The organism is Bacillus sp. AL-1R (assembly GCF_052180195.1).
Taxonomy (GTDB): domain Bacteria; phylum Bacillota; class Bacilli; order Bacillales; family Bacillaceae_G; genus Gottfriedia.
Window position 1 is genome coordinate 1,640,654 of sequence record NZ_CP197469.1, and the last position, 19,604, is coordinate 1,660,257.

Annotated in this window: 17 protein-coding genes, 1 pseudogene and 1 riboswitch; of the genes and pseudogenes, 14 read left to right on the forward strand and 4 right to left on the reverse strand. The window is 32.4% G+C overall.

The window, feature by feature from the left end:
• Positions 1–54 precede the first annotated feature (54 nt).
• The 6 genes from mraY to mutL all read left to right on the forward strand — a co-directional run bounded on the left by mraY (position 55) and on the right by mutL (position 9,596).
• Entirely contained in the window at positions 55–1,005 is a 951-nt protein-coding gene (mraY, locus tag ACSBO6_RS07615) for a phospho-N-acetylmuramoyl-pentapeptide-transferase (protein ID WP_498844436.1), read from the forward strand.
• Positions 1,006–1,744: 739 nt separating this feature from the next.
• The gene (gene miaB, locus ACSBO6_RS07620; protein WP_098848301.1) at positions 1,745–3,274 is read left to right on the forward strand and encodes a tRNA (N6-isopentenyl adenosine(37)-C2)-methylthiotransferase MiaB; all 1,530 of its coding nucleotides are present in this window, start codon (positions 1,745–1,747) and stop codon (positions 3,272–3,274) included.
• Positions 3,274–3,720, forward strand: a complete 447-nt coding sequence (locus ACSBO6_RS07625) for a YlbF/YmcA family competence regulator (protein WP_098848300.1) — start codon at positions 3,274–3,276, stop codon at positions 3,718–3,720. The genes miaB and ACSBO6_RS07625 overlap by 1 nt, the downstream gene beginning before the upstream one ends.
• Before the next feature lie 271 nt (positions 3,721–3,991).
• Positions 3,992–4,537 carry an outer spore coat protein CotE gene (gene cotE / locus ACSBO6_RS07630; RefSeq protein WP_098848299.1) on the forward strand — a complete coding sequence of 182 codons (546 nt, stop codon included), beginning with the start codon at positions 3,992–3,994 and terminating at the stop codon, positions 4,535–4,537.
• Positions 4,538–4,689: 152 nt separating this feature from the next.
• A complete protein-coding gene (gene mutS, locus ACSBO6_RS07635; RefSeq protein WP_098848298.1) occupies positions 4,690–7,335 on the forward strand; it encodes a DNA mismatch repair protein MutS in 2,646 nt (881 codons plus the stop codon).
• A 317-nt stretch (positions 7,336–7,652) separates the two neighbouring features.
• On the forward strand, positions 7,653–9,596 hold the full coding sequence (gene mutL / locus ACSBO6_RS07640; RefSeq protein ID WP_498844437.1) for a DNA mismatch repair endonuclease MutL: 1,944 nt from the start codon (positions 7,653–7,655) through the stop codon (positions 9,594–9,596).
• Between the two features lie 121 nt (positions 9,597–9,717).
• On the opposite strand, the gene ACSBO6_RS07645 is transcribed toward mutL, so the two are convergent.
• Positions 9,718–10,383 carry an O-methyltransferase gene (locus ACSBO6_RS07645; RefSeq protein WP_498844438.1) on the reverse strand — a complete coding sequence of 222 codons (666 nt, stop codon included), beginning with the start codon at positions 10,381–10,383 and terminating at the stop codon, positions 9,718–9,720.
• A gap of 183 nt (positions 10,384–10,566) precedes the next feature.
• Between ACSBO6_RS07645 and ACSBO6_RS07650 the strand changes: the two genes are divergently transcribed.
• Positions 10,567–10,944: a VOC family protein gene (locus ACSBO6_RS07650; protein ID WP_098848295.1), complete on the forward strand. Its 378-nt coding sequence runs from the start codon at positions 10,567–10,569 to the stop codon at positions 10,942–10,944.
• A 49-nt stretch (positions 10,945–10,993) separates the two neighbouring features.
• Here ACSBO6_RS07650 and ACSBO6_RS07655 read toward each other — a convergent pair whose 3' ends face one another.
• A complete protein-coding gene (locus tag ACSBO6_RS07655) occupies positions 10,994–11,479 on the reverse strand; it encodes a QueT transporter family protein (protein ID WP_056470694.1) in 486 nt (161 codons plus the stop codon).
• A gap of 5 nt (positions 11,480–11,484) precedes the next feature.
• Positions 11,485–11,529, reverse strand: a riboswitch (PreQ1 riboswitch).
• Between the two features lie 183 nt (positions 11,530–11,712).
• Between ACSBO6_RS07655 and ACSBO6_RS07660 the strand changes: the two genes are divergently transcribed.
• The gene (locus ACSBO6_RS07660) at positions 11,713–12,666 is read left to right on the forward strand and encodes a carbohydrate kinase family protein (RefSeq protein ID WP_098848294.1); all 954 of its coding nucleotides are present in this window, start codon (positions 11,713–11,715) and stop codon (positions 12,664–12,666) included.
• A 183-nt stretch (positions 12,667–12,849) separates the two neighbouring features.
• On the opposite strand, the pseudogene ACSBO6_RS07665 reads toward ACSBO6_RS07660, so the two are convergent.
• Together ACSBO6_RS07665 and ACSBO6_RS07670 are read right to left on the reverse strand one after the other, a co-directional pair.
• Positions 12,850–12,981 (reverse strand): annotated as a pseudogene (locus ACSBO6_RS07665) (NADH-dependent alcohol dehydrogenase); the annotation flags it as partial.
• 23 nt (positions 12,982–13,004) lie between these two features.
• Complete coding sequence (locus tag ACSBO6_RS07670; protein WP_098848293.1) at positions 13,005–13,541, reverse strand: flavodoxin family protein; 537 nt, start codon at positions 13,539–13,541, stop codon at positions 13,005–13,007.
• 239 nt (positions 13,542–13,780) lie between these two features.
• On the opposite strand from ACSBO6_RS07670, the gene ACSBO6_RS07675 reads away from it, so the two are divergent.
• The 6 genes from ACSBO6_RS07675 to hisC all read left to right on the forward strand — a co-directional run bounded on the left by ACSBO6_RS07675 (position 13,781) and on the right by hisC (position 19,483).
• The gene (locus ACSBO6_RS07675) at positions 13,781–14,101 is read left to right on the forward strand and encodes a winged helix-turn-helix transcriptional regulator (protein WP_498844439.1); all 321 of its coding nucleotides are present in this window, start codon (positions 13,781–13,783) and stop codon (positions 14,099–14,101) included.
• A gap of 322 nt (positions 14,102–14,423) precedes the next feature.
• Positions 14,424–15,539 (forward strand): 4-hydroxyphenylpyruvate dioxygenase, encoded by a 1,116-nt coding sequence (gene hppD, locus ACSBO6_RS07680; protein WP_098848291.1) that lies wholly within the window; start codon positions 14,424–14,426, stop codon positions 15,537–15,539.
• Positions 15,540–15,551: 12 nt separating this feature from the next.
• Positions 15,552–16,163, forward strand: coding sequence for a flavin reductase family protein (locus ACSBO6_RS07685; RefSeq protein WP_098848290.1), 612 nt, complete (start codon positions 15,552–15,554; stop codon positions 16,161–16,163).
• Positions 16,164–16,167: 4 nt separating this feature from the next.
• Positions 16,168–17,064 carry a fumarylacetoacetate hydrolase family protein gene (locus ACSBO6_RS07690; protein ID WP_098848289.1) on the forward strand — a complete coding sequence of 299 codons (897 nt, stop codon included), beginning with the start codon at positions 16,168–16,170 and terminating at the stop codon, positions 17,062–17,064.
• Positions 17,065–17,074: 10 nt separating this feature from the next.
• The gene (locus ACSBO6_RS07695) at positions 17,075–18,226 is read left to right on the forward strand and encodes a homogentisate 1,2-dioxygenase (protein WP_098848288.1); all 1,152 of its coding nucleotides are present in this window, start codon (positions 17,075–17,077) and stop codon (positions 18,224–18,226) included.
• Between the two features lie 174 nt (positions 18,227–18,400).
• A complete protein-coding gene (gene hisC / locus ACSBO6_RS07700; protein ID WP_498844440.1) occupies positions 18,401–19,483 on the forward strand; it encodes a histidinol-phosphate transaminase in 1,083 nt (360 codons plus the stop codon).
• Positions 19,484–19,604 lie beyond the last annotated feature (121 nt).

The window sequence follows — 19,604 nt, forward strand, 5'->3', positions numbered from 1 at the left end:
ATCACGTGATATTATCGAATTTCTTAATTGAAAATAATCGAAAGGAGAAAAAATTTGATATCCTCACTCGTACCTGCTTTGATCACTTTTATTTTGGTAAGTATTCTTTCACCTTTTTTAATTGCTACGTTAAGAAGACTAAAGTTGACTCAACCGATAAGAGCGGAATTACCTGTTGAACACCATAATAAAAAGGGCACTCCTTTAATGCTTGGAAGTATATTTTTGATTGGTACTTTAGTAGCTTTCCTTAATTATTCAAGTCCTCTTATGCTTTTTTTAGTTGGAACCTTTATTTTATTTAGTGTCGTTGGTTTTCTTGATGACTTCCAGAAAGCATCAAAACAGGATCCAGGAGGAATATCAGCTAAAACTAAACTAGTTTTTCAATTTTCTTTTACTATTTTTTTACTGATTGTGTTAATCAACTTTTTTCAATTAGACACAACCTTTCGGATTACGGATTCTATCAATATCGTTTTACCATTATGGTTGTATTTGACTCTAATCACTTTATTTATTGTTGGATCAGCTAATGCTATTAATTTTACTGACGGGATGGATGGGCTTCTTGGTATGGTATCAATCCCTACCTTCTTTTTCTTTTTTTTGATTTCAGATCATATTGAAGTGAAAATTTTTAGTCTTATAATGATTGCTAGTTTAGCTGGTTTTTTAATTTATAACTTATACCCAGCTAAGGCTTTTATGGGTGACACAGGTTCAATGGCAATTGGTGGTTCTTTATCATTTTTAGCGATAATTGAAAAAGTAGAAATCTTGATTCCGTTATTGTTTTTTATTTATTTAGCTGAACAGTTTTCTGTTATTTTTCAAGTTTTCTACTTTAAAAGAACAAAAAAAAGATTATTTCTTTTGGCCCCAATCCATTTTCATTATGGAATTAAATATGGTTGGTCAGAAAATATTATAGTCATGAATTTTACGATTGTTTCTTGGACAGGTTCTTTTTTAAGCTACTTATATGTTTATTTTATGATGTAAACAAAAATGCAAAAATTTATAACTGAAGAGGATCCTTTCATGGATCCTCTTCAGTGTGTTGAAATATATTGTAGTCAATTGGAACATTAACTGAATTTCAAGGAAAAATAGTCTATTTATTATTTATGTGTCCTTTTATTGATAATTGATATTGGTTGAAATATAAATGTTTTAATTAACTGATTAAGATTTAATAGGTCATCTTTTTGACAGTGAATATTTGTAAAGATATGAAAGTCGCCATCATGAGTTTCGATTTGAATTTGATTAATAAAGTGTAATTCATCGTTCAATTGAGTATTCTAATTCTATTATTTTTAGATTATTATTTTTCATAAAGAAAATGATTGGAGACCCCGCAAGGCAATGCCGAGGAGGCTCAGGTCTCGCCCCATGGAAAGCGAGCAACCTGTAGTGGAAATCACTGAAACACAACTTACTTATCAAGATTTAATTGACAAATTCTTTTTTCAACAGCGTGAAGAGGATCCTTTGATGGATCCTCTTTTTATGTTTCAAAGGGTTTTATGGTCAACTTCCACAATTGAGAATCCTATATTGGAAATCAACATATAAAGCGCTTTATTATTTTAACAATTGATTTTTCAAAATGAATAAAATTATTCAAATATACTACTATTACCAGCTTTCTTTTTTGCGTAACGCACATTGTATATTGTAGAATAACGTTATATACTTAAGTAATGTGTGGACGCTCGAGAAGAAAGGAGATTGTTTCATGAATGAACAACAACGCCTTCAAGGCACTAATATAAATAATACAAAAGATAAAAATGATAAAGATTATAGTAAATATTTTGAAAAAGTTTACCAAGCTCCATCTTTAGCTGATGCAAAGCGTAGAGGTAAAGAAGAAGTTACGTATGATCGTGGTTTCGAAATTCCTGAAGAAATGAGAAATTCTGGTGTTGGTAAGAAATTCTTAATCCGTACTTATGGTTGTCAAATGAACGAGCATGACACAGAAGTTATGGCAGGTATTTTAACGACAATGGGTTATGAAGTTGCTACTTCAGCTGAAGATGCTGATATTATTCTATTAAACACATGTGCTATTAGAGAAAATGCTGAAAATAAAGTGTTTGGTGAAATTGGTCACTTAAAACCGTTAAAACTTCAAAGACCAGATTTATTAATTGGTATTTGTGGATGTATGTCTCAAGAAGAAGCAGTTGTTAATCGAATCTTACAAAAACATTCATTTATCGATATGGTATTTGGTACACATAATATTCATAGATTACCATTTATTATTCAAGAAGCGATGTTCAGTAAAGAAATGGTGATTGAAGTATGGTCAAAAGAAGGGGATGTAATTGAGAACCTTCCTAAAGTACGTCGTGGTGAAATTAAAGCTTGGGTTAATATTATGTATGGCTGTGATAAATTCTGTACGTACTGTATTGTTCCATACACACGTGGTAAAGAACGTAGTCGTCAACCAGAAGATATCATAAATGAAGTTCGTGAATTAGCTAGACTAGGCTACAAAGAAGTTACATTATTAGGTCAAAATGTTAATGCTTATGGGAAAGATTTAAATGATGGTAAATATGGATTAGGTCATTTAATGGATGAAATCCGTAAAATTGGCATCCCACGTGTTCGTTTTACAACAAGTCACCCACGTGATTTTGATGATCATTTAATAGAAGTATTAGCAAAAGGTGGTAACTTAATGCCACATATTCATTTACCAGTTCAATCTGGTAGCTCTGAAGTTCTAAAACTAATGTCACGTAAATATGATCGTGAACAATATTTAGAACTTGTAAGAAAATTAAAAACGGCAATGCCACATATTTCGTTTACAACTGATATCATTGTTGGATTCCCGAATGAAACGGATGAGCAATTCGAAGAAACGATGACATTATATGAAGAAGTTGGTTTTGATTTAGCATTTACATTCATTTATTCACCACGTGAAGGTACACCGGCTGCAAAAATGGTGGATAATGTACCAGAGAGTGTCAAAAAGGAAAGATTACAACGTCTTAACAATCTAGTGAATGAAAAATCTGCTGAATTTAATAAACGTTTTGAAGGGCAAGTCCTTGATGTATTAGTAGAAGGAGAAAGCAAGAAAAACCCTGATGTACTTGCTGGGTATACTCCTTATAATAAACTTGTAAACTTTAGAGGTCCTAAATCAATCGTTGGTCAAATTGTAAAAGTAAAAATTACAAAAGCTAAAACTTGGTCATTAGATGGTGAACTAGTAGAAGAAACAGTTGAGGTGCTATAATGGGAAAATATACAAAAACTGATATCGTTGAACGCGCAAAAGAATTAGCAGTAATGATTTCTGAAACAGAAGAAGTAGACTTTTTTAAACGTGCTGAAGCGCAAATTAACGAGAGTGAAACTGTAAGAACTTATATTGAAGAAATTAAGTCATTACAAAAACAAGCAGTTAATTTAGAGCACTGGGGTAAGAAAGAAGCTCTTAAAAAGGTTGAACAAGAACTTGAAGAATTGAACGAAAAACTAGAATCAATTCCAGTTGTACAAGAATTCCAATCTTCACAAGTAGAGGTTAATGATTTACTTCAATTAATCGCTCACACGATCTCAAATGGTGTAACCGACGAGATCATTAAGTCAACAGGTGGTAACTTATTAAGCGGTGAGACAGGTTCAAAAGTAGCTCATGGACCGGATGCTTGCAAAACAGATAGCTGCGGTCATTAATAAAAAAGACTCAAGGAAGCAATTAATTTTGCGACCTTGAGTCTTTTTTTTATGTAAGGCTAATAAAGTAATAACTAAATAGCCTAATTATCATATTTTTATGTTTATTTTTTAATTTCTTCAAAATAGAGTCAACTTTATTAGGCTGTCGTCATACAATTTATCATCACATGTTTTTTTAACTTGTATAAAAGAATTTTCATGTCATTAACACATTCCGCATATGTCACGCATAGAATGAAATGAAAATGGAACGAGGAGGGTCACACCTATGTCTGAACGCGAACATAGAGAGATTATAACGAAGGCAGTCGTAGGAAGAGGCAAGAAATATAACAAAGTCACACATACAATCACACCAAATCATACTCCATCAAGTATTTTAGGCTGCTGGGTTATAAACCATGTATATGATGCAAAAAAATGTAAAGATGGGGTAGAAGTATCTGGTAAATATGATATTAATATTTGGTACTCCTATGGTGACAATACGAAAACAGAAGTAGTACCTGAAGCTGTTAAGTATAATGAAGTCGTAAAATTAAGACACAGAGATGAAAATTTTACTGGCGAAGATTGTGAAGTAATTGCTAGATCATTAAAACATCCAAATTGTTTAGATGCAATTATATCTCCAAATGGTAATCGATTTATTGTGACTGTAGAAAAAGAAGTATTAGTTGAAGTTGTAGGTGAAACGAAAATAGTTGTTCTTGTTGCACCGCATGGTGTACATGACGATGATGATTTCTTTGACGTAGATGATGAGTTTGAAGATTTAGATCCTGATTTTGTTTTAGAGGGCGAAGAAGAATAGTCTAGGCTAGGGAGGTGATACTTCCTAGCTTTTTTGTTTTATTAGGATTTTGCATCCTATAAGTTTTCTTTTTCTTAACTTTCGAACTTTCCAAGCCTTTTCGCAAAATATGATATAATATGCGAAGAAAGTTTTTTGATGGAGTGGATAGAATGGCAACTTATACGCCAATGATTGAGCAATATTTAAATATAAAGAAAAATTACCAAGATGCATTTTTATTTTTTAGACTTGGTGATTTTTATGAAATGTTTTTTGAGGATGCAATTAAGGCATCTCAAGTTTTAGAGATTACTTTAACCGGACGAGCAGGAGGAACTGATGAACGAATTCCAATGTGTGGGGTACCTTTCCATTCTGCTGCTGGATATATAGAACAATTAGTTGAAAAAGGATATAAAGTTGCTATTTGTGAACAAGTCGAAGATCCAACAGTCGCAAAAGGAGTCGTTAAAAGAGAGGTTGTTCAATTGATTACGCCAGGGACGCAAATGGAAGGTAGATCAATTGACGAAAAGCAAAATCATTATATCTCAACATTATCAGAAGTATCACCAAGCTCATATGCTTTAGCTTGGATTGATTTGACGACTGGTGAAGGCAATGCTTTATTACTTAACGGTTCAATAGAAGAAGCAGTTTTAAAAATTGCAGCAACTGGAACAAAAGAAGTAGTCGTAAATGAAGATTTTTCATCTAAAGCAATCCAAACACTTGAAAAAAGTTTTTCAATTACCGTTTCGTTTGAGGAGAACGATCGTTTATCAGAGGAGTTTACAAATGTTGTAAAATCTATTGATCAAACAAGTTTAAAAGCTACTGCTGCAAGATTATTAAATTATTTATCAAGAACACAAAAACGAACACTTTCTCATCTTCAAGAAATAGTCGTTATTCATCAACATGATTTTTTAAATATGGACATGTATTCGATGAGAAATCTTGAATTAGTTGAAACTCAACGTTCAAAAAACAAACAAGGTTCTTTGAATTGGTTATTAGATGAAACGAAAACAGCAATGGGTGGCCGACTACTTAAAAAATGGATTCAACGTCCACTAGTAAGTACGAAACAAATCGAGCATCGTTTGACGATTGTGGAATTACTAATGGAAAACTATTTTATCCGTGAAGACCTGAAGGAGTTATTAAAAGATGTATATGATTTAGAGCGTTTAGCTGGTAAAGTCTCATTTGGTAATGTAAATGCAAGAGATTTATTACAACTAAAACGTTCACTTCAAACAGTACCTTCAATTATTCATGCTTTAAAATCAATTAATCATGAAACGATCGATGAGCTAATTAATCAAATCGATCCATGTGAAGAGCTTCAAGTTCTTTTAGAGAATGCAATTATTGAAGATGCGCCTTTATCTATTAAAGAAGGAAACATTATTAAAGATGGATTCCATAAAACATTAGATGAATATCGATTCATTAGTAAGAACGGTAAAAATTGGCTAATGGAATTGGAACAAAGAGAAAGAGAAATTACGGGGATTAAGTCGTTAAAAATTGGATACAATCGAATCTTTGGATACTATATTGAGGTTACTAGATCAAATATTAGTCAAATTCCAGAAGGCCGTTACGAACGTAAACAAACGTTAGCGAATGCAGAACGATTTATAACAAATGAGCTAAAAGAAAAAGAAACAATGATTCTTGAAGCTGAAGAAAAAATGATTGGATTGGAATATGAGTTATTTATTTCAATAAGAGAACAAGTAAAACAATATTTATCTAGACTTCAAACATTAGGGCAAGTAATTAGTCAAATTGACGTTTTACAAAGTTTTTCTGTAGTAAGTGAAAAAAATGGATATGTAAGACCAACATTCACAGAACAAAGAGAATATATCGTGAAGAACGGAAGACATCCAGTAGTTGAAAAGGTACTTCTAGGTTCAGAGTATATTCCGAATGATACAAATTTAGATGTTGATACTCATCAATTTTTAATTACAGGACCAAATATGGCTGGTAAGAGTACGTATATGAAACAAGTTGCTTTAATAAGTATATTAGCTCAAATTGGATGCTATGTACCTGCTGAATATGCGAAATTACCTATTTTTGATCAAATTTTCACTAGAATTGGTGCTGCAGATGATTTAATTTCTGGGCAGAGTACTTTTATGGTCGAAATGTTAGAAGCTAATTATGCAATCACGAATGCAACAGAAAAAAGTTTAATCTTATTTGATGAAATTGGTAGAGGAACATCAACATATGATGGAATGGCTTTAGCGCAATCGATGATTGAATATATACATGATCATATAGGAGCAAAAACGCTGTTTTCTACTCACTATCATGAATTGACGGTATTAGCAAATCAACTTAAGTATTTAAAAAATATTCACGTAGCAGCAAAAGAGCAAGATGGAAAAGTATTATTCCTTCATAAAATCTTTGAAGGTGCAGCGGATCAAAGCTACGGTATCCACGTTGCCGAATTAGCCAATCTTCCGAAAGAGGTAATTACTCGGGCAAAAGAACTATTAAATGATTTAGAATCAACTAATCATTCGTTTGTTAAAGAAGAAATTGAAGTTGCAGAAAAAGAGAATGCAGATAGTAAAGTACCTATAAAAGAAATTGTTCAAACAATAGACAAAGAGGATGCTGAATCTCAGTTAAGCTTATTTGACGATCATCAACCAGTCGTTAAAGAAGTTGTTAAAAACCATCCTGTCATTGATCAATTAAAAGGAATCAATATACTAGAATTAAATCCAATGGAAGCATTTAATTTACTATATGAACTTCAAAAGCAAGTTAAAAAATATTAATAGGTAATAAGTATTTCTACTACAGGTTGCTCGCTTTCCATGGGGCGAGGTTCCTTTAGCCTCCTTTCCCATTGAAGCCTGGCAACCTTTCGTTCCAATCAATTTCTATATGATCAATAATGATCTTAAAAACAATAGTCAATTAAACGAATGAATTACATTTTATTCATTCGTTTAATTGAAACCTATTATGACGACATCGACATTCACATTTTTACAAATAAGTTTATACTAGTCAGTTAAAATATTTATATTTCAACACTCATACTATAACTTTTCTTAATGTATAGTATTCTATTTAGAGAGGAGGTTCACTAATGTCAAAAATACAGAAGTTAGATGAGATATTAGCCAATCAAATAGCCGCAGGTGAAGTTGTAGAACGTCCTGCATCAGTTGTGAAGGAATTACTTGAGAATGCAATTGACGCAAATAGTACACGTATTACAGTCGAGATTAACGACGGTGGACTCTCACGAATTTTTGTCAGTGATAATGGTGAAGGGATGTCAAAGGAAGATAGTGTCCTAGCATTTGAGCGCCATGCAACTAGTAAAATTAAAGATGAAAATGATTTGTTTCGAATACGTACATTAGGTTTCAGAGGTGAAGCATTACCGAGTATTGCATCTGTAAGTTATGTTACAGTAAAAACATCAACCGAGGACGGACCTGGAATTGAAACAATTTTAAAAGGTGGCGTATTACAATCCCAGAAAGAAATTGCTAAATCAAAAGGGACAAGTATTGAAGTTTCAAATTTATTTTTTAATACACCTGCTAGATTAAAATATATGAGAACGGTCCAAACGGAATTAAGTAATGTAACAGATGTTGTCTATCGATTAGCATTAGCAAATCCACAAATTGCTTTTGATTTGAAACATAATGATAAATTAATGTTTCGTAGCAATGGCAATGGCGACGCAAGACAAATTCTTGCATCATTATACGGCTTACAAATTGCAAAAAACATGGTTCATTTTAAAGGCGAGTCATTAGACTTTCAAATTGAAGGCTATTTATCCATGCCTGAATATACAAGAGCAACTAGAAATTATATTTCACTATATGTTAATGGAAGATATGTAAAACATTATGGCGTAAACAAATCAATTAGCGAAGGCTATCATACTTTGCTACCAATTGGCCGTTTTCCAATCGTTTCGTTATTTATTAAAATGGACCCACAATTAGTCGATGTAAATGTCCATCCAACAAAACAAGAAGTTCGTTTTAGTAAAGAGGATCAATTATTTACATTAATTACAGAAAGTATAAAAAAAGTTTTTAGGGGTCGTTCGCTTATTCCAGAAATAAAGTCAACAGCTCCTAAGGAAAAAATAATAAGTGAACAATCTACATTTTCGTTTGAACATTCTTCTATAAAAGAAGACGTAGAAAAGAAATTACCTTTCTCGCTTCAGGAGCGTTTTAGTACTAGTTCGAATTACTCAAATGAGACAAAAGAAACAGTCAATGTAGAAAAATCAACTGAATATGATTCAACTACTCAAAATGATTCATCAAACCGAACGGATTATGAGAGTCTTTATTTTGAAAAACATGAAATGAATAATGATATAGTTTTTTCAAATAATGCTAATGAAGACGATCAATCCAAACTAGAAGAAACAGTTATTGTGAACGAAGATGTATATGATGAGCAAAATATAGACCAACTACCTCCTTTATATCCAATCGGGCAAATGCACGGAACATATATTATTGCTCAAAACGAAAAAGGATTATATTTAATTGATCAACATGCTGCACAAGAACGAGTTTACTATGAATATTTTAAGGAAAAAATAGGGGAAGTAGCATCAGAACTACAAACCTTATTAATTCCAATTACATTTGATGTATCACCAGAGCAAGCTATTTTATTAGACCAATACCATGATGAACTCCAAGAAGTTGGGTTATTTATCGAGAAGTTCGGATCGAATAGTTATGTCATTCGTGAACATCCAAATTGGTTTCCAGAAGGGCAAGAAGATACATTAATTGATGAAATGATCCAAGAACTATTAAAACGAGGAACAATTAATATAAAAAAACTACGTGAAGAAAAAGCCATCATGATGAGCTGTAAAGCATCAATAAAAGCAAATCAATATATAACAAACGACGAGATTTTTAATCTATTAGAATCGTTGAGAAAATCAAGCAATCCATTTACATGTCCACATGGACGTCCGATCGTAATCCATTTTAGTTCGTATGAGCTTGAGAAAATGTTTAAGCGAGTTATGTAATAAAAAGGGGAGCCACATCATTCAGGTTAACTGAATTAAGGGCACCCCTTTTTCAACTATTATTTGCCATGCTTCTTCATTAATATGCAAAAACAAAACGTGGGCTCCCATAAAGGAATTACTATTTAACAACCCCAATCACAAATCCATCATACCCTTTTAACCCAACAGTCTGAAGAGCGGTGGTGTCAATTCGAGAGTCTGTACTGAGTAGATCCATTAGCTGACGGACACCTTTGACACTTTCATCTTCACTTGATTCATTAATGACCTCTCCGCTTCGAACAACATTATCGACAATAATTAAGGCGCCAGAACTTGCTAATTTTAATGCCCATTTTAAATAATGTGGATTATTTGGTTTATCAGCATCGATAAATATAAAGTCAAAAAAAGGTTTTGATTCTTTTAAAGATGGCAATGTTTCTAACGCTTTTCCGATGATCACTTCGACTTTATCTTGCAATTGTGCTTCTTTGATATTTTGTTTGGCAACTTTTGCATGCTCATTGTTAATTTCTAAAGTAGTTAATTTCCCATCTTCGGGAAGTGCACGTGCTAACCAAATACTACTATAGCCACCTAATGTACCGATTTCTAAAATATTTTTGGCACGTTTAATCTTTGCTAATAAATAAAGTAATTTACCTTGAGTAGGAGACACGTCTATACTAGGTAATCCCGCTTGATGATTTGCAAGTAATACATTTTCTAAGATAGGATCAGTCGGAAGGAGTTTTTCAATAAAATATTCATCAACATCATTCCAAATTACGTTTTTAGGCAAAATTACTTCCCCCTTACTTTGTACTGTATAAAAAAAGTATATGGTATAGTTTTATAAAAATGCTTCTACAGGAAAAAAGTCATCCCTATGAAGTAAACATTCATACTTAAGCGGTTTGTTTTACAAATTTATGATTGTTAAAATAGAGTGGTAGTAAAATTAACGAGTAGAGGAGATTTTTATATGATAAATAAAATTGGTAAAGTTACTGTTTATGTTGAAGATCAAGAGCAAGCAAAAGATTTTTGGATTAATAAAATGGGGTTTGTTCTAAAATTTGAAATGCCAATGGGGCCAGATGCTAAATGGATTGAAGTAGCTCCAAGCGAAAGTGAATTTACTACTTTAGTACTTTACTCTAAACCTTCGATGGAACAATTTAAACCAGAAAAAGTAGCTCATCCAACTGTACTTTTTAGCACTACAGATATCGAAGCTGCTTATGAAAAAATGAAACAAAATGGTGTAAAAGTTGATGACCTGATGAGAATGCCATACGGTTCTATGTTTAATTTCTACGATCAAGATGGAAATGAGTATTTATTAAGAGAAGACAAATAATACATAATAAAAAGAGTTGTTTCCAATTTGGAAAACAACTCTTTTTTACTTAAATAAGATGTTCGAATTTTACTCGTTTATTTAAATAGTACATAATCGGTATACCAACAACCATTACGACAAATTCACCAATTGCTGTAGTTAAATAAGTCATTGGGAATGGTAAATGAAATGCTAGTTTTAATTCGATTGCGATTAAGAACATAGTAATCGTAAAGACAACCGTGTTAACAATCATTCTCGGAATAATGCCTTTTATAAACTTTGATGTCGCGATCGTAATTAATAAAGAAATAATCGATTGGCCAACACCAAAGACTAAATCATAAGCCATAATTGGAGAAAAGAAAAAATTAGCTAATATAACGCCTAAAACGACTCCATATATGTACTTTTTATTAAAAACGACTAAATGGTTAAATATTTCAGATACACGAAACTGTACATTCGTAAACCCGAATGGTTGAATAAAATACGTTACTGCAATATATAATGCAGCAAATACTCCATTTACAGTAATAGTTTTTAACTTCATTTTGTTTCTCCTTAGTTTTTTTTCGTGGGAGGTTCTCGAACCACGTAAAATATATTTTTTTAAACGTAAGAATAAATATTATACTTAAAAATAATTTTAGTCAATAATAATAAAGAAATTAATGATGAAAATAAGTTTAAAAAAATACTTTATAAAAAATATATTATACTGGTATAATTGGTGAATCGAAACAAATTATTTTTCTTTCAGTTTAAAGTGAAAGGACTGACAAAATGACAAATCCTTCTAATCCATATATATTAGTATTTGGTGTTTCCATATGTGATATTATCGGGTTCACGAAAAAAAATTATCGCCCATATGATTCGAATCCAGGCAGCGTAAAAGTATCGTTTGGGGGTGTTTGCCGAAATATCGCTGAAAATATGGCGAAGATCAACGTAAACACAAAGTTTATTTCGGTAATTGGTGATGATATCAATGGCATCAACATGTTAAATCACGCAAAGAATCTGAATATAGATATGGAAGACACGTTAATTATTAAGGGTGAGTCTACGCCAACATATTTAGCCATATTAAATGAAAGTGGAGAAATGGTCTCTGCGGTAGTAGATTTAGATATCACAAACAATTTTACAATGGAGTTTATAGACTCCAAAGCAGATGTGATTCGAAATGCCGAATATATGGTAGTTGACGCGGATAATCCAAGTATTTTAGCTTATTTATTAACAAATTTCCATAATGACACTAAATTTATTTTAGATCCAGTTTCTGCTTCAAAAGCTTCAAAAATAAGAGATTATATTCAATATTTTCATACGATTAAACCAAATCGACATGAAGCTGAAGTACTATGTGGATTTGACATTACTTCAGTTGAAGATGTACGAAAAGCTGGCAAATATTTTAAAGACTTAGGCGTAACAAATGTCTTCATTAGTTTAGATGCAGAAGGAATTTATTATAATAATGGTATAGAAGAGGGTATTATCCAAGCAGATGGCGTATCAGTCGTTAATGTAACAGGAGCGGGAGATGCTTTAGTTGCTGGGATTGGATATGGCTATATGAATAATATGAGCATTGTTGATACAGTTAAATATTCGGTTTCAATGTCTTCTATTACAATTTCACATGTTGATACGATTAACCCGAATATGTGTTGTAACGTTGTAGATCACCAAATTAATGAACTTAATTGGATAGAAATGCAATTTTAGTTGAAAGAACCTTTCATTAGGTTCTTTTTTTTGATAAAAATGTCAGTGAAGTCGCAAATTAAGTCTTTTAACTCATCCATTACTAGTTCAATCTAAATAAGAAAAGAACCTAGCTAAATGCAAGGTCCCCTCCAATACTAAAAAGAGCGTACTAAAATATCTGTTACACTTTCCTTATCTGGCATTTTTTTTAATACTGCCGCCACCATAAACGATAAGGATACGATGATATGCTTGTACTTCATTTGCTAATTGTTCAATTTGATTTTTCCCAAACCATAATTTCGTTGGGTTATGTTGTAAAAATGGAATCAAGTTCTTACTCCTTTTAGTTGTACTTACTTATTTTTTAATGTTGTGTTTAGTATCTTTGCTTGTTGAATGGCTAATTGATCTTCCAATATTGCACCAGGTGTATTTCCTGTTCCAATAATATATCCTTCAAGTGTTGCTCCAATAAATTCGAATATATGTTTAAATTGTAAAATTAAAGGTAGTGCTTTAATTTTCGGCTGATCTCCACCAACAATTACGACATACATTTTTTTGTTTTTCATTTTTTCTGCGAATTGAAGATCTTTATTACGAAGACTTTGAGACCAACGATCAATAAAGTTTTTCATGTACCCACTCATACCATACCAATATAAAGGTGTTGAAAAAATAATCGTATCATGCTCTAACATTTCTTTAATCATTTCCTCGTAATCATCATCAATTGGTTGGAAGCCATTTGGTTCATGTCTTTGGTCGTTTATCGCTTTTATATTTTTATGACGTAATTGCACTTGTGTTTTAACTATATCTTTCGTAATGAGATTTGTTAGCTGCTCTGTATTTCCATTTTCCCTAGAACTTCCATGTATGATAAACATATTGTTTCCACTCCTTTAAATAAATGATGATTGTAATTATGAATGATAACGATCCTAAAATAAAGTACGTACTAAAAAGTGCCTATAAGCTTCTTTTTAGTTTGCGTCTTTAGAACTAAGTAAAAAATTTTTTAAACTAATTTTATTTGAACTATAAATTATTTGTATGCTATATTTTATAAACCTTTACTGTAGGACTTAATGATAATTTATTAGTAATAAGCAATGATGGAGGATTTATGAAAGAGTATAATATGCCGATTGAAGCAGCGATTGAGGTAATAGGTGGTAAGTGGAAATGTATTATACTATGCCATTTAGAAAGCGGTAAAAAAAGAACAAATGAACTTAGAAAACTGATGCCTAATATAACTCAAAAAATGTTAACACAGCAATTAAGAGAGTTAGAAGCAGATGGACTAATTAATCGTATTGCTTATGACCAAATTCCACCTAAAGTAGAATACGAATTAAATGAATATGGCAAATCAATGAAACCAATTTTAGATCTCTTATGTGAATGGGGCCAAAATCATATAAAGAAAAGCAGAACTAATTAAAAAATTAAGAAACGACAAAAAATTTATTTAATTGAAAATTTTTTGCAGGAAATTAAAAAGAAGTGTAGAAATATTTATTTTAGAGACTACTATATAAATGTAAAATCGATTCATAAAACGATGATTACATTTATATAGTAGTAAAGGTTGTGTGTTCGTTAGGAAAATCCCTATATATTTCCAAATGGTATTCTTGGCGAATTGTCATCCTTGTTAAGAATTTTTTTTATGCGGTTTATTTATTTTGTAAGCGTTTACTTAGCGCTCTTACATAGTTTTTTCTTTTCTTTACAAAAATCGTATTTTTTAGGGGGAAATTAAAATGAAACAAGATGAATTAAAACAAACAAATACTAGCTACGATGTTTTTCCGGTACAAGATGTACATCATTTAGAACTATATGTAGGGAACGCGAAACAAACAGCTTATTTCTTCGCTAACACTTTTGGATTTACACCAATTGCTTACTCAGGTTTAGAAACAAAAGTACGCGATAAAGTTTCTTACGTTTTAAAAAATGGTAATATTCGCCTAGTTATTACTGGAACTTTAAAAGAAGATTCTAAAATTGCTGACTTTGTTAAAAAACATGGCGATGGCGTTAAAGATATCGCTTTATTAGTAGATGATATTGAAGCAGCATATCAAGGTGCAGTAAGCCGTGGAGCAATTAAGATTTTACCTCCAACTGAAGTTAGCGATGAATATGGTACAGTGAAAAAAGCTGTGATCGCAACTTATGGTGATACAATTCACACATTAATCGAAAAAGGCGACTATAATGGTCCTTTCTTACCAGGATATAAAGATCGTGCATTCACTATTCCAGTAAATGAAACAGGTTTAATCGCATTAGACCATGTAGTTGGTAATGTTGAAAGAATGGAAGAATGGGTTTCTTATTATGAAAATGTAATGGGATTCCAATCTATGATTCATTTTGACGATGATGATATTAGTACTGAGTATTCTGCATTAATGTCAAAAGTTATGACAAATGGAAGCAGAATTAAGTTCCCAATTAATGAACCAGCTGAAGGGAAAAGAAAATCACAAATTCAAGAGTACTTAGATTATAACAATGGACCAGGCGTGCAACATATTGCTTTATTAACTGAGGATATTGTTGATACAGTTACTAAGCTTAGAGCTCTAGGTGTTGAATTCTTAAAAACACCAGATACGTATTATGATATGTTAACAGAGCGCGTTGGAAAAATTGATGAAGATATTGAGAAATTAAGAGAATTAAAGATTTTAGTTGACCGTGATGATGAAGGATATTTACTACAAATCTTTACTCGTCCAATCGTTGACCGTCCAACTTTATTTATTGAAATTATTCAACGTAAAGGTGCTAGAGGATTCGGTGATGGTAACTTTAAAGCATTATTTGAATCAATCGAGCGTGAGCAAGCTCTTCGAGGAAATCTATAAGGAGTTGTAACAATGGAAATTAGACCGGATACTTTACCATGGCAAGATGCTTATAAGCTGTTAATTGGTTCAGTGTTGCCTCGTCCGATTGCATTTGTTTCAACTGTAAACTTAGAAGGTGTAGCGAATGTTGCACCTTTTAGTTTCTTTACAGCGATTTGTGCTGACCCGATGTTAGTGTGCTTTGCACCAATGCTTAGAGGGACAGACGGCGAGAAAAAAGACACATTAAAAAATATTGAACAAACGAAACGATTCATTATTAATATAGTAAGTGAAGAAATTTGCGAAAAAGTTAATAACGCTGCTGCAGATTTCCCTTATGGAGTAGATGAATTTGAGCAAGTTGGACTTACAAAAGTCGATGGATCAATTGTACAAGTTCCTCGAGTAAAAGAAAGTTTAGTAGGACTAGAATGTGAGCTTCATGAGCTATTACATTTTGGTGAGAATAAAGGTGCTGGAAGTTTAGTAATTGGTAAAGTCGTCAATGTACATATAAATGATGAATTATATGCAGATGGCAAAATCAATACTGAAAAACTAAACCCAGTTGGCCGCCTTGCTGGCCATTCTTATACACGGGCAATTTCTGATACTTTTGCAATTGAAAGAAAAAGGTGAAGGTATGAAATTTATAACTTTTCAATATGATGGTAATGAGCGTGCAGGTTTATTAGTTGAAGATCAAGTAATTGATCTAAATAAAGCTAGTAATGGCCAAATTCCAGCAGATTTACTAACGATTCTAGAAAACTATGATTTATATAAAAATATAATAGCAGAAATTAAAGGAGAAGGTATTCCGCTTTCTTCTGTTCAATTGCGAGCACCATTACCAAAACCACAAAGTATTCGTGACTTTTATGCCTTTGAAGAGCATGTGAAAACTGCACGCTCAAGAAGAGGTCTAGAGATGATACCTGAGTGGTATGACGTACCTGTTTTCTATTTTACGAATCATCGAGCGGTTATTGGACCTGATGATTATGTCAGCATTCCAGCTAATTGTAAAAAGATGGATTTTGAATTAGAAATCGCTTGTATAATCGGTAAAGAAGGTAAAGATATCCCAGTTGAAGAAGCCGATGATTATATACTTGGCTATACAATATTGAATGACTGGAGTGCTAGAGATATTCAAGCACATGAAGTAAAGGTAGGCTTAGGCCCATCAAAAGGTAAGGATTTTGCCACTTCTTTAGGACCTTGCATTGTAACGAAAGATGAAATTGAGAAATTCAGAACAGGTAAAAGCTATGATTTGAAGATGACAGCCGCAGTTAATGGAAAGGTCATATCTAGTGGCAACTTTTCTACAATTTATTATTCTGTTCCAGAATTAATTTCTCATGCTTCAAAAAATGTAACGCTTTATCCAGGTGACGTGATTGGTTCAGGAACTGTTGGAACAGGTTGTATTTTAGAACTTGGTGAAGAAATACATCGCTGGTTAGAAGATGGAGACGTCGTTGAGTTAAGCATTACAGGTTTAGGTACATTACGAAATACTGTAAGAAAGTGAGGGGAAGCGTGTGTATTATCGTAGTCTAGGTAAGATTCCAAAGAAAAGACATATTCAATTTCGAAAAGAAGATGGAACATTATATAGAGAACAAGTAATGGGTACAAAAGGATTTTCAGGTACTCAATCTATTTTATATCATAACCATATGCCTACATCAGTTAGTGAAACATCATTTTATAAATCACTTCAAATTGAATTTGAAGAACAGACATCCTTGCAACACCGCCATATTCGTACAAACAATTTGGAGAAAAAAGGTGATGCTTTAGAAGGAAGAGTATACGTTTTAGGAAACTCTGATCTGTTAATTGCAGTTGCAAACGTAACAGAAGAAAGCAAACATTTTTATCGAAATGGTGAAGGCGATGAAATGTTCTTTGTCCATTACGGTTCAGGTGAAATCCAAACAATGTTTGGAACAATTACTTACCGTAAAGGGGATTATATCATGATCCCTATTGGAACAATTTACAAAGTAGTTCCAAATGATGATACGAAATTTTTAATTGTTGAGTCTAATAGCCAGTTAACAACGCCAAGACGTTATCGCAATGAATATGGCCAAATGCTTGAGCATAGTCCATTTTGCGAACGTGATTTTAGAGGACCAGAAACTTTAGAGACATATGATGAAAAAGGTGAATTCACTGTTCTAACTAGAGCAAGAGGAAATCTTTATAAACATGTCTTAACACATCATCCATTTGATGTAGTAGGATGGGATGGGTATTTATATCCATGGGCATTTAATATTGAAGATTTCGAACCAATTACAGGAAGAATTCATCAGCCACCACCAGTACATCAAACATTCGAAGGACATAATTTTGTCGTGTGCTCATTTGTGCCAAGGATGTATGATTACCATCCTGAAGCAATTCCGGCACCTTATGTACACAGTAATGTAAATAGTGATGAAGTCCTTTACTATGTAGAAGGAAACTTTATGAGTAGAAAAGGGATCGAACAAGAGTCGATTACATTACATCCATCAGGTATTCCACATGGACCACATCCAGGTAAAACTGAAGGAAGTATTGGAAAGAAAGAAACATTAGAACTAGCCGTTATGATTGATACCTTTAGACCACTTTATGTAGTAAAAGAAGCACATCAATATGAAGATCCAGCTTATATGGGTAGTTGGATTGAAAAGTAGAGTCTTTTGATTCTACTTTTTATTTGAATTTTAAACAAGCTATGTAAAGATAACGCAGGCATTATGGGCCTTAGATAATTTGAAATATTCTTGAAAATAGGACTAGATTAAGAGCTTAATAATATGATAAACTGACAACATTATACAAAACTTTGAATAAAAGGAGAAATAAGCATGTACGTGAAACCACAAATTTTGACTCTTCAAGCATACACACCAGGAAAACCAAGTGAAGTAGTCATGCGAGAATATGGTCTAGACAAAGTTGTAAAACTTGCATCAAATGAAAATCCATTCGGATGTTCTCCTAAAGTTTTTGAAGAACTACGTAATGTCGTAAGTAAGTTTGCGATTTATCCAGATGGAGCGACAGAAGAAATTGGGAAGAAACTAGCAAAATTTTTAAATATACAACCAGATCAATTAATATTCGGAAGTGGTGCTGATGAAGTTATTCAAATGCTTAGTCGATCATTGCTAACGAAAGAACATAATATTATACAAGCATCTCAAACTTTTTCACAATATGCTCACCACGCAGTTATTGAAGGTGCAGAAGTTAGACCTGTTCCTTTAGTGAATGGTGTGCACGATTTAGATGCTATGCTTGCACAAATAGATGAGAATACTAAAATTGTTTGGATTTGTAATCCAAATAACCCAACTGGTACATATATCGGAAGCCGCAAATTAGTCGAGTTTTTAGAAAAAGTACCAAGTACTACCTTTGTAGTTGTTGACGAAGCTTACGTTGAATATGTTTCGGCATCAGATTTCCCGGATACAATCTCATTATTAAATAAATTTGAAAATCTTATCGTATTAAGAACATTTTCAAAAGCTTACGGCCTAGCATCATTCCGAATTGGTTATGGAATCGCAAATAGCAAATTAATTCAAGAATTAAATATTGCTAGACTTCCATTTAATACGTCAATGTTATCTCAAGTAGCAGCAATAGCAGCACTTGAAGACCAAGTCTTTATTAAAAACTGTGTCGAAGAAAATAAAAAAGGAATGGAACAATACGAAGAATTTTTCAACAGTTATGGAATCGAATACTATCCATCTCAAGCGAATTTTATATTTGTTCCACTTGAAAACAGTCAGGAAATCTTTAAAGAACTAGAGTCAAAAGGATATATTATCCGTGCGTTCCCTAACGGAATTCGAATTACAATTGGAACTGCTGCCGAAAATGATGGATTAATCTTAAATTTGAAGTCTTTATTAACGAAAAATACTTCTAAAATTTAAAACGTTATGTTAAATGGAGCTTTAGATCATCTATAATATAATTAACTTAATCACAGAAAAAAATCCGCTCAAAAAAATTGAGCGGATTTTTTAACCTCTATTTCACTAATGAAAATTTAGT

Coding starts and splice junctions, on each gene's coding strand:
- miaB (WP_098848301.1), top strand. CDS start 1,745: ATGAATGAACAACAACGCCTTCAAGGCACTAATATAAATAATACAAAA.
- ACSBO6_RS07625 (WP_098848300.1), top strand. CDS start 3,274: ATGGGAAAATATACAAAAACTGATATCGTTGAACGCGCAAAAGAATTA.
- cotE (WP_098848299.1), top strand. CDS start 3,992: ATGTCTGAACGCGAACATAGAGAGATTATAACGAAGGCAGTCGTAGGA.
- mutS (WP_098848298.1), top strand. CDS start 4,690: ATGGCAACTTATACGCCAATGATTGAGCAATATTTAAATATAAAGAAA.
- mutL (WP_498844437.1), top strand. CDS start 7,653: ATGTCAAAAATACAGAAGTTAGATGAGATATTAGCCAATCAAATAGCC.
- ACSBO6_RS07650 (WP_098848295.1), top strand. CDS start 10,567: ATGATAAATAAAATTGGTAAAGTTACTGTTTATGTTGAAGATCAAGAG.
- ACSBO6_RS07655 (WP_056470694.1), bottom strand. CDS start 11,479: ATGAAGTTAAAAACTATTACTGTAAATGGAGTATTTGCTGCATTATAT.
- ACSBO6_RS07660 (WP_098848294.1), top strand. CDS start 11,713: ATGACAAATCCTTCTAATCCATATATATTAGTATTTGGTGTTTCCATA.
- ACSBO6_RS07670 (WP_098848293.1), bottom strand. CDS start 13,541: ATGTTTATCATACATGGAAGTTCTAGGGAAAATGGAAATACAGAGCAG.
- ACSBO6_RS07675 (WP_498844439.1), top strand. CDS start 13,781: ATGAAAGAGTATAATATGCCGATTGAAGCAGCGATTGAGGTAATAGGT.
- hppD (WP_098848291.1), top strand. CDS start 14,424: ATGAAACAAGATGAATTAAAACAAACAAATACTAGCTACGATGTTTTT.
- ACSBO6_RS07685 (WP_098848290.1), top strand. CDS start 15,552: ATGGAAATTAGACCGGATACTTTACCATGGCAAGATGCTTATAAGCTG.
- ACSBO6_RS07690 (WP_098848289.1), top strand. CDS start 16,168: ATGAAATTTATAACTTTTCAATATGATGGTAATGAGCGTGCAGGTTTA.
- hisC (WP_498844440.1), top strand. CDS start 18,401: ATGTACGTGAAACCACAAATTTTGACTCTTCAAGCATACACACCAGGA.